Here is a 15,215-nt window from a genome sequence, read left to right as displayed (position 1 = left end):
TAAAGGGAGCGGGAGCTCAGCGCCGCGGATTGGGGAGCAGAATGCTGGCGATCAGCCCTGCGATCGACAGGATGAAGGCGAGCCCGAGCAACCAGGTCAGTACGCCGATCGAGAAGTTGCCGGGGTTGGCGCTCGCGGGGTCGTAGAGTTTGCCGAAGAAACTGCCATACAGCATCCCGACCGCCACGCCCCACGCCGCGGAGAAAAAGCTGTGCGTGGCGAAGGTCGGGCGGCCGACGAGAAAGGCAGCGGCGATCATCATCGTACCCGCGAGCATGTCGTCCATCCAGAATACCGCCGGGCGGCCCGCGCCCCAGGAGCGATAGCCTTCGCCTGTCATCACCAGCAGCGCGGCGAGGACGGAGAGGATGCGCAATAGCTTCACGCGGCGCCGATCAACTCGCGGCCGATCAGCATCCGCCGGATCTCGTTGGTCCCCGCGCCGATATCGAGCAATTTGGCGTCGCGGGCGAAGCGCTCGACCGGCCAATCCTTGGTATAGCCCGCGCCGCCCAGCGCCTGGATCGCCTCGAGCGACACCTTAACGGCGTTCTCGGACGCGAGCAGGATCGCACCCGCGGCATCGAACCGGGTGGTGCGGCCGGCGTCGCAATTCTTCGCCACCGTGTAGACATAGGCCCGCGCCGAATTGAGCGCGACGTACATGTCCGCCACCTTGGCCTGCATCAGCTGGAAGTGCCCGATCGGCTGGCCGAACTGCTTGCGCTCGCGAAGATAGGGCAACACGACGTCGAGGCATGCCTGCATGATCCCGAGCTGGATCCCCGCGAGCACGGTGCGCTCGTAATCGAGCCCCGACATCAGCACGCCGACGCCGCCATTGAGCGGGCCCATCACTTGCGCGTCGGAGACCTCGCAGTCGTTGAACACGAGTTCGGCAGTGGGCGAGCCGCGCATCCCCATCTTGTCGATCTTCTGGCCGATCGAGAAGCCGGGCATGCCCTTCTCGATCAGGAAGGTGGTGATCCCGCGCGAACCTTCGCCGGTCTTGGCATAGACGACGAGCGTGTCGGCATAAGCCGCGTTGGTGATCCAGAATTTGGTGCCGTTGAGGACATAGCCATCGGTGGTCTTCTCGGCGCGCAGCTTCATCGAGACGACGTCCGATCCGGCGCCGGCTTCGGACATGGCCAGGCTGCCGATATGCTCGCCGGAGATCAGCCTTGGAAGGTATTTGGCCTTTTGCTCAGGGCTCGCCCAGCGGCCGATCTGGTTGACGCACAGGTTCGAATGCGCGCCGTAGCTGAGCCCGATCGAGGCGGAGGCCCGCGAGATTTCCTCGCAGGCGACGACATGCTCGAGATAGCCGAGCCCCAGCCCGCCATATTCCTCCTCGACGGTGATCCCGTGGAGGCCCAGCTCGCCCATTGCCGGCCACAGCTCGCGCGGGAACCAGTCCTCGGCGTCGATCTTCGCCGCCAGCGGCGCGATCTTGTCGGTGGCGAAGCGCTGCGTGGTCTCGCGGATCATGTCGGCGGTCTCGCCGAGACCGAAATCGAGCGTGGGTTCCATATTGCCTCTCCTTGAGAACGTGTCAGCAATGCTGTCCTATTTGCGTCGCTTTTCGCCGATCTCGCAGCCGTTCGCAAGCGGTCAGGCGGTGACGATCATTCTGTCCCTCACTGCCACTGGCCAGAGCTGGAGCCGCGCGCCGCTGCAAGGGCCGCCCACGCAGAAGCCGTCTTCGATGCGGAACATCGCGCCGTGCCACGAGCACATCAGCAAATCGCCGTTCGGCGTGACATATTCGTCGAGATCGCGCGCGAGCGGCAGCCCCATATGCGGGCAGCGGTCGACATAGCCATGGACCTGCTCGCCGCGACGCACGACGAAGCCATGGAAGCGTCCGGCGCGCATCTCGAGCACAAACCCGCGGGCGCGGCCGTCGACGACGATGTCGAGCGGGCCGAGAGTGACGTTGGGGGGAGTCTTGGTGAGACGTTCCAGGTCAGTTCCTCCCCGTGCCCGAGAGGGTCAAGGCAGTTTCGCCTTGGGGAAGCCCTGCCACGCGGCGTCGTAGTCCGGCTGGGCGCGCTCCAGCGCGAACGCCGTCGGTCGATACGGCCAGCAGGTCTCGATCATGAACGCCATCGTGCCTTCGATCTTGTGCGGCTTTAAATCGGCGTTGCTCGCGCCCTCCCAGCTGGCGACATCCGGCCCGTGGCCCGACATCAGATTATGCAGCGAGAGACCGCCGGGCGCGAAGCCTTCCGCTTTCGCGTCATAGGCGCCGTGGATCAGCCCCATCGCTTCGCTCATCACGTTGCGGTGGAACCAGGGCGGGCGGAAGCTGTCTTCCGCGACCATCCAGCGCGGCGGGAAGATCACGAAATCCGCATTGGCGCGGCCGGGCACGTCGCTGGGCGAGGTGAGCACGGTGAAAATCGACGGATCGGGATGGTCGAAGCTCACCGTGTTGATCGTGTTGAACCGCGCCAGATCGTAGCGCCACGGCGCGAAATTGCCGTGCCACGCCACCACGTCGAGCGGGCTATGGTCGAGCGTAGTTGTCCACAGACTTCCCAACGACTTTTGCACAATCTCGAACGGTTCGTCGCGATCCTCGAACCACGCGGCGGGGGTTTCGAAATCGCGCGGATTGGCCAGCCCGTTGGCGCCGATCGGTCCCAGGTCGGGCAGCCGGAACAGCGCGCCGTGATTCTCGGCGACGTAACCGTGCGCCTCGCCATCGGGGAGCAGCGCACGGAACTTCACGCCTCGGGGTATGAGCGCGATCTGGCCGGGCGCGATATCGATCCGGCCGAGTTCGGTGAGCAGCTGGAGCCGGCCCGCCTGCGGGATGAACAGCAGCTCGCCGTCGGCGTCGACGAAGGCCCGCGCGCCCATGTCCTTGTTGGCGGCATAGAGGTGCACCGCGACGCCCTCGAGATCGGCGGGATCGCGGTTGGCGAGCATGGTGATCATGCCGTCGATCAGATCGGTGGGTTCGATCGGGGCGGGGATCGGATCCCAGCGTAGCCGGTTGGGGGCGAGTGGGCCGTGTGCCCTGCCAAGGGCGAAGTTCTTCGCGCCCTCGTAGGCCGTGTAGGGTGGGTGCTCGGCAGATGGGCGCAACCGATAGAGCCACGAGCGGCGATTCTCGTGCCGCGGTGCGGTGAACGCGGTGCCTGAGAGTTGCTCGGCATAGAGCCCGAAAGCGGGCCGCTGAGGGCTGTTGCGGCCGACGGGGAGGGCGCCGGGAACGGCCTCGGTCGAGACATGGTTGCCGAAGCCGGGGAAATAGTCGGTCATTCTGGGTCCTCGGATTTGGCTGTCCTGTCTCCGTCGGTCATCCCGGCGAAAGCCGGGATCTCAGGAGGCCATTCCTGCCGCACGAGACCCCGCGTTTGCCGGGGTGATGGTCAGGCGTCGACCTTGATCACGCCGCGGCGGATCTGGTCGAGCTCGATGCTCTCGAACAGCGCCTGGAAATTGCCGTTGCCGAAGCCTTCATTGCCCTTGCGCTGGATGATCTCGAAGAAAATCGGGCCGAACATGTTCTCGGTGAAGATCTGGAGCAGCAGGCCTTCCTCGCCGACATTGCCGTCGATCAGGATGCGGTTCTTGCGAAGGCGCTCGAGATCCTCGCCGTGGCCGGGGACGCGTTTGTCGACAAGCTCGTAATAGGTCTCGATCGTGTCCTGCAGCCGGACGCCGCGGGCGCGCAGACGCTCGACGGTGTCGAAGATGTCGGGCGTGGTCAGTGCGAGGTGCTGGATGCCTTCGCCATGATATTCGCGGATGAACTCCTCGATCTGGCTCTTGTCGTCCTGGCTCTCGTTCAAGGGGATGCGGATCGCCTTGTCGGGCGCGATCATCGCCTGGCTGAACAGCCCGGTCGCCTGGCCCTTGATGTCGAAATATTTCTGCTCCTCGAAGCCGAACAGCGTCTTGTAGAATTCCGACCACACCCGCATCTGGCCGCGGCGCACATTGTGGGTGAGATGATCGAGCAGATCGAGTCCGACATTGTTCTCGGCCTCGGCCTGCTGCCAACCGGGGATCTCGGCCCAGTCGGCGTAAAGATCGATGCCGTCCTGAATGAAATAGAGATACGAGCCGCCGATGCCGGTGATGACGGTGTCGTCCTCGTCGGTAGGCTGGGCGCCGTGGGCGAGCGCCCATTCCATCGCCTTGGCCGGATCGGCGACGCGAAACGCCATCGCGCTGGCCGAGGCGCCATGCTCGTTGCGGAACTGCGCGACGCGGCCATCGGCGTCGCGGTTGAGCATCAGGTTGATGCGGCCCTGCTTGTAGCGCGTGATGTTCTTGGTGAGGTGCCGGTGGGTCGGCACGAAGCCGAGCTGCTCGAACTGGCGCGCCATCGCCAGCGGATCGGGCGAAGTGAATTCGACGAACTCGAAGCCGTTGAGGCCAAGCGGATTTGCAGGATCGGTCATGGAGCGCAGATACGCCTGCGGCCATATAGTGTCAATTGATACCAATCTCGGGCGGGGTGTGTTGGGCTCCGCTTTGCCTCACCCGGGCTACAGCCCTTCGCCGCCGACCCAATGCGCGTTCGACAGGCGGCGGGCGACGTTCCACGTCTGGGTGCGGATGTCGGGCACCGCGACGATCTCCCAAAAGGCGCCGCGAGTCATCGGTCCCAGCGCGTAGAGATCGGGGTTGGGCCGGCCATCGGCATTGATCGTCTGGCCCTGATTGTCGACATCGATGCCCAGATGCGCGGCGTCGGGGCGGATCAGTCCGCGCGCGGCGAGCCTCTGGAGCAAAGGCTCCTGCGTGCGGGCGAGGTCGCCGAGCGGACCGGTGCAATTGACGATCCGCTGGGCGACCAGCGTCTCGACAGCGCCTGCGCCGCGGCGGCGGAATTCGACATGGATACCGTCGGCGCGCTCGTCGAAGCCGAGAGTCTTGCCGGCGATTACTTCGAGCTGCCCGCGCCCGATCACCGCCATCAACCGGGCGTATACCTCGGGCGCGAGGCGGTGGCGGTGGACGTCCCACCACGGGCGAAGATGGCGCAGGAAGCGCCCGCGCTCGGCGTCGCTGGCATTGCCCCACATCGCCTGGGTGAAGGGACGCAGTTCGTCGACAGCGTTGCGCCAGCCGATCCCCTCGCTACGGCTGCGGACCGACTGAAGGAGGCCCGAGGCGATGGTGGCAGGGCGCTCGTCGATCTTCTGCCCCTCGACGCCGGGTCCGTGCGGGCGCGGGAGCAGCCCGCGGCGGGAGAGCGCGACGATCTTGCCACGAAAGCCGCGCGCGTCGAGCAGAAGGACGACGTCAACCATCGTCAGGCCGGTGCCGATGACCAGCACCGTGTCTTGCGCCGCCAGATCCTCGGGCACCGAAGCATCCCACGGATCGCCCTTGTATCGACGCGCCGAGAGAATCTCCGGATCGAGCCCGGGCGGATCGTGCGGCGGCAGATTGCCGACCGCGAGCACTGCGGCGTCTGCTTCGAGCGTGCCGGCGTGGAGGTGGACCCTGACGCCATGGTTCAGCTCGACGTCCTGAACCTCGTCGCGGAGGAGCGTGAGGCGCCCGCTCGGGTCGCGCAGCGCCGCCTCGAGCAGTTCGCGCAGATATTCGCCATAGATTGTGCGCGGGATGAACCCGGCAGGTGCGTTTTGCACGCCGCGCGCCTCCAGCCACCGGACGAAGTGCATGGGGTCGTCCGGAAAGGCGCTCATATTGCCGGCGCGGACGTTGAGCACATGGCTCGGATGCGCGGCACCATAGGCAAGGCCGGTGCCCGCCACCGGCGCGCGCTCGATCAGCGTGGCGCGCGGACCTTCGTGGCGGAGCAGGTTGATCGCCTGCAGCGTGCCCGAAAACCCCGCGCCGATGATGGCGACGTGCTCGATCACGCGGCTAGATTTCGTATTCGATCTGCCACTCGGGCTGCTGGAACGCCGGGCGCTCCTGCGAGAAGGCCGGCTGGCGCGCCTTCATCTGGCCGTAGAGCTTCTTGACCGTGTCGCTCGCGGTGCGGGCGAACAGGTTCGGCAGCAGCGCGTGGACGAGACAGGCGGCCCCCCCGACGATCATGGTGAAGCCGAAGCGCGCGGCAGTGCGGGCGTGCGCGGCATAGCTCTCGCCGACGCTGCGCGGGTGAGAAAGGAAGAAGCGGTCGATCATGGCCGCTGCTTAGTCCGATGCGCCGCCGCTGTGAAGCGCAAGGGGGTTTGCAGCCGCGCCCGCATGTGGTTTGGGTGCCGAATAACAAGAGGGGAGCGATTCATGGCCGAAGCAGCGGGGCAGCCCGACCATCACAAGGCGACGCAGAACGAGAAACTGGTGATCGCCGCCTCCTCGCTCGGCACGGTCTTCGAATGGTATGATTTCTACCTCTACGGGCTGCTCGCGACGATCATTTCGGCCAAATTCTTCTCGGGCGTCAACGAGACGACCGGGTTCATCTTCGCGCTCGCCGCCTTCGCGGCCGGCTTCGCGGTACGGCCGTTCGGGGCGCTGGTGTTCGGCCGGATCGGCGACCTTGTCGGGCGCAAGAACACCTTCCTCGTGACCATGGCGATCATGGGCCTTTCGACCTTCACGGTCGGGCTGCTGCCGAGCTACGAGACGATCGGCGTCGCCGCGCCGGTGATCCTTGTCGTGCTCCGATTGGCGCAGGGGCTGGCGCTCGGCGGCGAATATGGCGGCGCAGCGACCTACGTCGCCGAGCATGCCCCCAACCACAAGCGGGGGCTCTATACGAGCTGGATCCAGACCACGGCGACCCTGGGATTGTTCGCGGCTTTGCTGGTGGTGATCGTCTCGCGCACTCTGCTGGGCGAAGAAGCATTCGCCGCCTGGGGCTGGCGGATCCCGTTCCTGATCTCGATCGTGCTGCTCGGGGTATCGATGTGGATCCGGCTCCAGCTCAACGAGAGCCCGGTGTTCCAGAAGATGAAGGACGAGGGCACCACTTCCAAGGCGCCGTTGACCGAGGCGTTCGGGCGCTGGGGCAATTTGCGGCTGGTGCTGATCGCGTTGTTCGGCGCCGTCGTGGGGCAGGCGGTGGTCTGGTATACCGGGCAATTCTACGCTTTGTTCTTCCTCGAAAAGACTCTCAAGGTCGATGGCTGGACGACCAACATCCTGATTGCGATCGCGCTGGCGATCGGCACGCCTTTCTTCGTGTTTTTCGGCTGGCTGAGCGACCGGATCGGCCGCAAGCCGATCATCCTCTCCGGCTGTGCGATCGCGGCGGCGAGCTATTTCCCGCTGTTCGGGCTGCTGACCGAGGCCGCGAACCCGGCGCTGGCGCACGCACAGCGCAGCGCGCCGGTGACGGTGACCGCCGATCCGGCCGAATGTTCGTTCCAGTTCGATCCGATCGGCAAGAACAAGTTCGACGGCTCCAGTTGCGACATCGCCAAGACGTTTCTCGCCAAGCAGGGCATCGGCTATCGCAACGTCGAGGCGCCGGCGGGTACGACTGCCATGATCCAGATCGGCGCACGGCAGATCCCCGCTTATGATCCGCGCAAGGAAGTGCTGACCGAAGGCGCGGTGGCGACGATCGGCATCGCCGATTTCCAGGACTCGGCGAAGGCCGCGCTGACCGAGGCGGGCTATCCGGCCAAGGCCGATCCGGCGCGGATCAACAAGCCGGTGGTGGTGCTGGTGCTGACGCTGCTCGTGCTGCTGGTGACGATGGTCTACGGGCCGATCGCGGCGATGCTGGTCGAATTGTTCCCGAGCCGCATCCGCTACACGTCGATGTCGCTGCCTTATCATATCGGCAATGGCTGGTTCGGCGGGTTCCTGCCGGCGACGGCGTTCGCAATGGTCGCGGCGACCGGGGACATCTATTACGGGCTCTGGTATCCAGTGATCGCCGCGGTGGTGACCCTGGTGCTGGGACTGTTCCTGTTGCCCGAGACCTACAAGCGGTCGATCGATGATTGACCGGTGACGGCGCGGGCCTGCATCAGGCCGCGACTCCTGGAGGAAGTGCGTCCTTGCGGATCGTGATCGTCGACGACAGCGGCTTGCGCGCGACCGTGCTCGAAGAGGGGCTGCGGGACGCGGGCTATGACGACATTCACGTCGTGCCGCCGCAAGGCGCGTTCGTCGCCAAGATCGAGCGGATGGCGCCCGACGTGGTGCTGATGGACCTCGGCAGCCCCAGCCGCGATACGCTGGAGGAGATGCTCGCGGTCAGCCGCGCGCTGGCCCGGCCGATCGCGATGTTCGTCGACCAGTCCGACGACGCGATGATCGGCGCGGCGATCGACGCTGGCGTATCTGCCTATGTCGTCGACGGGCTGCGCAAGGACCGGGTCAAGCCGATCCTCGATCTTGCGATCCGCCGCTTCAATGCCTTCGCCCGGATGCAGACCGAGCTCGACGAGGCGCGCACCGCGCTCGCCGATCGCAAGGTGATTGATCGCGCCAAGGCGATATTGATGCAGACGCGCGGACTGTCCGAGCCCGAGGCGTACACGCTGCTGCGCTCGACTGCGATGAGCCAGAGCAAGCGCATCGCCGATGTCGCCGACGCGCTGATCACCGCCCATAGCCTGTTGGGGGGGCTGTAATGACTCCGCTATCGATTGCCTTCCTGCCGCTGACCGACAGCGCACCCCTGGTCGTCGCGCGGGCCAAGGGCTTTGCCGAGGCGCAGGGGATCGACCTCAGCCTCGTGCGCACTACCTCATGGGCGACGCTGCGCGATCGGCTGGTTTATGGCCAGGTGCAGGCGGCGCACATGCTCGCGCCGCTGGCGATTGCCGTCAATCTCGGGCTCAGCCAGCATCCCGCGGCGATCTCGGCGCCGTTCAAACTCAACGTCAACGGCAATGCGCTGGTGATGGCGAACGCGTTCGCGGAGGCGCTAGATCCCGATCCTGCCAAAAGGGTGCACGATCCCGAAGCCGTCGCGCATGATTTCGCCAATGCGATCGGGCTGTACCGGCGCAAGCCGGTGATCGGCGTGGTCCATCGCTTCTCCAGCCACGCGCTGATGCTGCGTTACTGGCTCGGTTTTGCCGGAGTCGATCCCGATCGTGACGTCAATCTGCGCGTGCTGCCGCCTTCGTTCATGGGCGAGGCGCTGCGGTTGGGCGAGATTGACGGGTTCATCGCAGGCGAACCGTGGAACACCGCCGCAGTGGCAGAAGGGCTAGGCGAGATCGTCGCGGCCGGCGTCGACATCTGGCGGCGCGGCGTCGAGAAGGTGCTGGCGATGCGCACCGACTGGATGGAGGCCAACGCCGAGACGGTCGACCGGTTGCTGGTCGCGGTGTCGCAGGCGGCGGCGTGGTGCGACGATCCGGCCAATCGCGAGGAGCTTGCGATATTGCTCGAACGGCCGGAGCATGTCGGCCAGCCTGCCGAATGGATCATGGCGGCGCTGCGCGGCAAGCTCATGCTGCGCCGCGGCGACGCGCCGGTCGATATTCCCGATTTCCTGTTGTTCCACCGCGAGGCTGCAGGCTTCCCGTGGCGCAGCCAGGCGCTGTGGATCTATTCGCAATTGGTGCGTTGGGGGATGGTCAAGGCCGATCCGGCGACCGAGCGCCAGGCCGCGGACGTGTTCCGGCCCGATATCTATCGCCGCGCGCTGGGCGGAGCGGGGCTGCCGATGCCAGGGGCGAGCATGAAACTGGAGGGGGCGCTCGCCGCGCCGCTGGCGGTGGGAGCGCATCAGGGGGCGCTGACCTTGGGTCCCGATCGCTTCTTCGACGGCGCCGTTTTCGATCCCGACGATCTGCAGGGATACCTTGCTGCACTTGCGCGGTAATCACGGATAAGTTTTTTGCACTTGCGAAATGTTTCTGGTTGATGAAGCTATGAAGCAACGCGCGATGTAGCGCGTCCATGAAGGGCTGTCCCAGCGCGGGGACGGCGCTTCTCACAACATCAGCAAAGCCGCTGTCCGGTCGGTGCCATGTGCACGAGGCCGGAGGCGGCTTTTTTCGTGCCTGCAAGGCACCGGGGAGTTCGGGCGATGAAGATTGCAGAACTGATGCGCGAAGGCTTCGATTATGCGGGCGGCGGGGCGGATGTTGATCCGGTCCCGGCGCGGGCCAAATCGAGCTTCTGGCAGTCGGGACATACGCCGACATTGATCGCGGCGTTTCTCTATTTCGATCTGGCCTTCATGGTCTGGGTGCTGCTGGGGCCGCTGGCGCCGGACATCGCCAAGGCACTGCAGCTGACCGCGGCGCAAAAGGGATTGATGGTGGCGACGCCAACCCTGGCGGGCGCATTGCTGCGCGTCGTCAACGGGCTGCTGGTCGACCGGATCGGACCCAAGCGCGCGGGGGCGATCAGCCAGGTCATCGTGATCGTCGGGCTGTTCATTGCCTGGGTGATGGGAGTGAACAGCTTCGCGGGCACGCTGGCGCTGGGCGTGATCCTCGGCTTTGCCGGGGCGAGCTTCGCGATCGCATTGCCGCTGGCCAGCCGCTGGTATCCGCCCGAGCATCAGGGCAAGGCGATGGGGCTCGCCGGCATGGGCAATTCGGGCACCGTGCTCGCCGCCTTGTTCGCGCCGACGCTCGCCAAGCTCTTCGGGTGGAATTCGGTGCTCGGGCTCGCCTGCATCCCGCTGACGCTCGTCTTCGTCGCCTATATGCTGATGGCCAAGGACGCGCCCAATGCGCCCGCGCCCAAGAAGCTGACGGCCTATTTCCAGCCGCTCAAGCTGCCCGATGCGTGGTGGCTGATGGCCTTCTACGCAGTCACTTTCGGTGGGTTCGTCGGGCTGGCGGCGTCGCTGCCGATCTACTTCACCGACCGGTTCGGGCTGAGCACGATCACCGCGGGTTATTGCACCGCCGCCTGCGTGTTCGCCGGATCGCTGATACGGCCGCTGGGCGGCGCGCTGGCCGACCGCATTGGCGGGGTCAAGGCGCTGTCGGCGGTGTTCGTCGTCGCGGCGCTGGCGCTGGCCGGGGTGAGCATGGCACAGAGCGTGGCGAGCGCGCTGGCGCTGTTCGTCCTCGCGATGCTCGCGCTCGGCACCGGCAACGGATCGGTGTTCCAGCTGGTGCCGCAGCGTTTTCAGGCCGAGATCGGGGTGATGACCGGGCTGGTCGGCATGGCCGGCGGGATCGGCGGCTTCTACCTCGCCTCGTCGCTGGGTTTCGCCAAGCAGCTGACCGGGAGCTTCTCGGCGGGGTTCCTGATCTTCGCGGGGCTGGCGCTGATCGCACTGGCCGGGCTGATGCTGGTCAAGGCGCGCTGGCGCTCGACCTGGACCAGCGGCGCGCGTATCTGAACGGCACGGGACGGGGGCTCCGCGCCTCCGTCCCGCAGAGGGGGATCGAGATGAGATCGATGTTGTTGGCGGGCGCCGCATTGGCCGCCGCGGCGCCGGCTTGCGCCCAGGACATCAAGCCGCTCGTCGAGGCGCGTGCGCGCTACGAGCATGTCGAGCAGGACGGGTTCGCCGAAGACGCCGAGGCGCTGACATTGCGCGTGCGCGCCGGGGTGCAAGCCTCGACCGGGCCATGGACCGCTCTGGTCGAGGCCCAGGGCACGATGGCGGTGGTCGACGACTTTTATGACGGGCTCCACGGATCCGCGACGCGGCCGCTGGTCGCGGATCCGGAGAATGTCGCGCTCTATCGGGCGCAACTCCAGTACAAGACCAAAGCCTTCGCGGCCACGGCCGGGCGGCAGCGGATCGCGCTGGAGGACGAACGTTTCGTCGGAAACGGGCCCTTCCGCCAGAATGCCCAGACCTTCGACGCGGTGCGAGTCGAACTCACGCCGATCAAGGGGCTCAAGGCCGATGTCAGCTATGCCTGGAGCGTCCGGACGATCTGGGGTGTCGAAGGCACTGGCGCGCGACAGCCGGCGATCCGCGGCGACAATATCTTCGCCAACTTGTCTTATGCGACGCCGGTCGGGACGCTCACCGGCTTCGCCTATCTGATCGATCAGGACGAAGCGGCGGTGCAGGGCTATCGGCTGTCGAGCCAAAGCTATGGGGTGCGGCTGGCGGGTGTGCAGAAGCTGTCGGCGGTGGCGAAGCTGTCATACCAGGCAAGCTACGCGACCCAGTCGGAATATGGACGCAATCCGAACGATTATCGCGCGGACTATTACCTGCTCGATGCCGGGCTCGAGGTATCAGGCTTCAAGCTCGGCGCGGGTTACGAGGTTCTGGGCGCGGACGAGGGTGTGGCGCTGACGTCGTTCCAGTTTCCGCTAGGCACCAACTTCAAATTCCAGGGCTGGGCCGACAAGTTGCTGACCACGCCGCCGGACGGGGTGCGCGATCTCTATGGCAGCCTCGGCTATGGCTGGAAGGCGGCAGGACCGTTCAAGGGCGTGACACTGCAGGCGGCGTATCACCGCTTCGAGAGCGACCGGCTGGTCCGCCATTATGGCGACGAGCTCAATCTGCTCGCCAGCGGCAAATTGGGCAAGACGACGCTCTCGGTGCGCTACGCCGATTACCATGCGGACCTGTTCGCCACCGACACGCGAAGGCTGTGGCTGCAGCTCGACTGGGCGCTTTAATGCTGCAATGCAAAATTCGCACTTGATACGCGGTGCGGGAATCAGCATCATGCGCTTGATCGGGCAAGGACGCTCGAACGAGACATAGTCACTGCTCCCAGGGTCGGGAACCGGTGATGCATCGATCGGCACACCGCCGGTCAGGGTGAATGGCAAGGCCGCCATGCAGGCGTCGGAACTCTCCGACGGCCTGCATGGCGGCCTTTTTGCGTTTTGGAGCTTGGGCATGGAGCTGATTGGCGAAGGCTGGACCGGCGAAACGGCGGAGGGGGCACCCGAGGTGCCTGCGCGCCGCGAGCATCTGGTGGTGGTCGGCAACGGCATGGCAGGTTGCCGCGCGGTCGAGGAATTGCTGGCGCGCGATTCCGGGCGCTACCGCGTGACGATCTTCGGTGCCGAGCCGCACGTGAACTATAACCGGATCATGCTCTCGCCGGTGCTCGCCGGCGAGAAGACCTTCGACGAGATCGTGATCAACGGGCTCGACTGGTATCGCGACAATGGCATCGAGTTGATTTCGAGCGACCCGGTGGTGGCGATCGATCGCGAGGCGCGGACCGTCACGTCGCGCGGCGGTCGCACGCTCGGTTACGACAAGCTTCTGATCGCGACGGGCTCCGACCCGTTCATCATCCCGGTGCCCGGCAAGGACCTGCCCGGAGTGATCAGCTTCCGCGACATGAGCGATGTCGACGCGATGCTCGTCGCGGCGGACAGGGGCGGCGACGCAGTGGTGATCGGCGGCGGGCTGCTCGGGCTCGAAGCGGCGCACGGGCTGACGCTGCGCGGGATGAAGGTCACCGTGCTCCATCTGATGCCGACCTTGATGGAGCGCCAGCTCGACGAGGCGGCGGGGTGGCTGCTCAAGTCCGCGCTCGAGGCGCGCGGGCAGACGATCCTCACCGGCGCCGACACTGCCGAGATCCTCGGCACCGACGCGGTCGAGGGAGTCAAGCTCAAGGACGGCCGGGTGATCCCCGCCAGCCTCGTGGTGATGGCGGTCGGCATCCGTCCGAGCACCGCACTCGCGCGCGAAGCCGGCCTCGCGGTCGGCCGCGGCATCCAGGTCGACGATCACATGGTGACCAGCGACATTAATGTCCTCGCGGTCGGCGAATGCGTCGAGCATGCCGGGCAGGTCTATGGCTTGGTCGCGCCGCTCTGGGAGATGTGCCGCGCGCTCGCCGACGGGCTGGTCGAAAAGCATAGCGGCTATAAGGGCTCGGTCACGTCGACCAAGCTCAAGGTCTCGGGGATCGACGTCTTCTCGGCGGGCGACTTCTCGGGCGGCGACGGCGCCGAGGACATCGTGCTGCGCGATGCATCGCGCGGGGTCTACAAGCGCGTCGTGGTCAAGGACGACCGCATCGTGGGCGCGGTGCTCTACGGCGATACCGGCGACGGAAGCTGGTATTTCGACTTGCTCAAGAAGCAGGAGGACGTGTCCCAACTCAGAGACGTACTGATCTTCGGCCAAGCCTTCGCCTCCGGAGGGGGCAGGCGGACCCTAAGGCGGCCGTTGCGGCGCTCTCGGACGATGCCGAGATCTGCGGCTGCAACGGCGTTTCCAAGGGGCAGGTGGTCGCCTGCATCGAAAAGGGCGCATGCAGCCTCGACGCAGTGCGCGCCGGCTGCAAGGCCTCGGCGAGCTGTGGGTCGTGCACCGGGCTGGTCGAGAACCTCCTTGCGCTGACGCTCGGCGACGCCGTCGAGGCCGGGCCGAAGACGATGTGCAAATGCACCAGCTTCGGCCATGACGATGTTCGCCGCGAAATCGTCGCACAGGACATGCGCTCGATCCCCGAAGTGATGCAGAAGCTGCATTGGTCGACCCCCGACGGGTGCTCGAGCTGCCGCCCCGCGCTCAATTACTATCTGCTGTGCGCGCTGCCGGGCGAATATAAGGACGACGAGCAGAGCCGCTTCGTCAACGAGCGCATGCACGCCAACATCCAGAAGGACGGCACCTATTCGGTGGTCCCGCGGATGTGGGGCGGGATCACCAGCCCCAGGGAGCTGCGCGCGATCGCCGACGTGGTCGAGAAATACGATGCGCCGATGGTCAAGGTGACCGGCGGCCAGCGGCTCGACATCTTCGGGATCAAGAAAGAGGATCTGCCCGCGGTCTGGGCCGATCTCAATGCCGCGGGGATGGTCTCGGGCCATGCCTATGGCAAGTCGCTACGCACGGTGAAGACCTGCGTCGGCTCCGAATGGTGCCGCTTCGGCACGCAGGATTCGACCGGGCTCGGGGTCAAGACCGAGCGGATGACGTGGGGCAGCTGGATGCCCCATAAATTCAAGATCGCGGTATCCGGATGTCCGCGCAATTGCGCCGAGGCGACGATCAAGGACTTCGGCGTGGTCTGCGTCGATTCGGGCTACGAGCTCAGCGTCGGCGGCAATGGCGGGATCAAGGTCCGCGCCACCGATTTCCTATGCAAGGTCGCCACCGAGGAAGAGGCGCTGCATTATTGCGCGGCCTTCATCCAGCTCTACCGCGAGGAGGCCCGCTACCTCGAGCGGACCGCGCCGTGGATCGAGCGCGTCGGGGTCGAATACGTCAAGGCGCGCATCGTCGACGATTCCGGGAACCGCGACGCGCTCGCCGCGCGCTTTCTCCACTCGCAGACCTTCAGCCAGGACGACCCTTGGGCCGAACGCGCCGCGGGCGCCGATTCGCATCTGCACAAGCATCTCGCCGAAATCCGGCCATTCGCCATCCTGGGAGCAGATTCATGACC

The 15,215-nt window shown here is 65.9% G+C and carries 12 protein-coding genes and 1 pseudogene; 6 read left to right on the top strand and 7 right to left on the bottom strand.

Features of this window, described 5'->3' with window-relative positions; translation table 11 throughout:
- Positions 1-16: 16 nt before the first annotated feature.
- From CVN68_RS06610 to CVN68_RS06580, 7 genes are all read right to left on the bottom strand, one after another.
- Positions 17-385 (bottom strand): hypothetical protein, encoded by a 369-nt coding sequence (locus tag CVN68_RS06610; protein ID WP_100281488.1) that lies wholly within the window; start codon positions 383-385, stop codon positions 17-19.
- Positions 382-1,533, bottom strand: a complete 1,152-nt coding sequence (locus CVN68_RS06605; RefSeq protein WP_100281487.1) for an isovaleryl-CoA dehydrogenase — start codon at positions 1,531-1,533, stop codon at positions 382-384. The genes CVN68_RS06610 and CVN68_RS06605 overlap by 4 nt, the downstream gene beginning before the upstream one ends.
- An 81-nt stretch (positions 1,534-1,614) precedes the next feature.
- Positions 1,615-1,878, bottom strand: a complete 264-nt coding sequence (locus CVN68_RS06600; RefSeq protein ID WP_100284255.1) for a Rieske (2Fe-2S) protein — start codon at positions 1,876-1,878, stop codon at positions 1,615-1,617.
- Positions 1,879-1,995: 117 nt separating this feature from the next.
- On the bottom strand, positions 1,996-3,273 hold the full coding sequence (gene hmgA, locus CVN68_RS06595) for a homogentisate 1,2-dioxygenase (RefSeq protein ID WP_100281486.1): 1,278 nt from the start codon (positions 3,271-3,273) through the stop codon (positions 1,996-1,998).
- Between the two features lie 110 nt (positions 3,274-3,383).
- Entirely contained in the window at positions 3,384-4,421 is a 1,038-nt protein-coding gene (gene hppD / locus CVN68_RS06590; protein ID WP_100281485.1) for a 4-hydroxyphenylpyruvate dioxygenase, read from the bottom strand.
- A gap of 87 nt (positions 4,422-4,508) precedes the next feature.
- Complete coding sequence (locus tag CVN68_RS06585; protein ID WP_100281484.1) at positions 4,509-5,855, bottom strand: FAD/NAD(P)-binding protein; 1,347 nt, start codon at positions 5,853-5,855, stop codon at positions 4,509-4,511.
- Positions 5,856-5,859: 4 nt separating this feature from the next.
- A complete protein-coding gene (locus CVN68_RS06580) occupies positions 5,860-6,126 on the bottom strand; it encodes a DUF6356 family protein (RefSeq protein ID WP_100281483.1) in 267 nt (88 codons plus the stop codon).
- A 102-nt stretch (positions 6,127-6,228) separates the two neighbouring features.
- Between CVN68_RS06580 and CVN68_RS06575 the strand changes: the two genes are divergently transcribed.
- The 6 genes and pseudogenes from CVN68_RS06575 to nirB all read left to right on the top strand — a co-directional run bounded on the left by CVN68_RS06575 (position 6,229) and on the right by nirB (position 15,213).
- Positions 6,229-7,902 (top strand): MFS transporter, encoded by a 1,674-nt coding sequence (locus tag CVN68_RS06575; RefSeq protein ID WP_100281482.1) that lies wholly within the window; start codon positions 6,229-6,231, stop codon positions 7,900-7,902.
- 53 nt (positions 7,903-7,955) lie between these two features.
- Positions 7,956-8,534 carry an ANTAR domain-containing response regulator gene (locus CVN68_RS06570; protein WP_100281481.1) on the top strand — a complete coding sequence of 193 codons (579 nt, stop codon included), beginning with the start codon at positions 7,956-7,958 and terminating at the stop codon, positions 8,532-8,534.
- On the top strand, positions 8,534-9,739 hold the full coding sequence (locus tag CVN68_RS06565; protein WP_100281480.1) for a CmpA/NrtA family ABC transporter substrate-binding protein: 1,206 nt from the start codon (positions 8,534-8,536) through the stop codon (positions 9,737-9,739). The genes CVN68_RS06570 and CVN68_RS06565 overlap by 1 nt, the downstream gene beginning before the upstream one ends.
- A gap of 225 nt (positions 9,740-9,964) precedes the next feature.
- A complete protein-coding gene (locus tag CVN68_RS06560) occupies positions 9,965-11,221 on the top strand; it encodes a nitrate/nitrite transporter (protein ID WP_100284254.1) in 1,257 nt (418 codons plus the stop codon).
- A 50-nt stretch (positions 11,222-11,271) separates the two neighbouring features.
- Complete coding sequence (locus tag CVN68_RS06555; RefSeq protein ID WP_100281479.1) at positions 11,272-12,471, top strand: alginate export family protein; 1,200 nt, start codon at positions 11,272-11,274, stop codon at positions 12,469-12,471.
- 226 nt (positions 12,472-12,697) lie between these two features.
- Positions 12,698-15,213: pseudogene (nirB, locus tag CVN68_RS06550) on the top strand (nitrite reductase large subunit NirB).
- Positions 15,214-15,215 lie beyond the last annotated feature (2 nt).

Source organism: Sphingomonas psychrotolerans, from assembly GCF_002796605.1.
Taxonomy (GTDB): Bacteria; Pseudomonadota; Alphaproteobacteria; order Sphingomonadales; family Sphingomonadaceae; genus Sphingomonas; species Sphingomonas psychrotolerans.
Note: the sequence above shows the minus strand (reverse complement) of the source record. Positions and strands in the feature narration are given on the sequence as shown.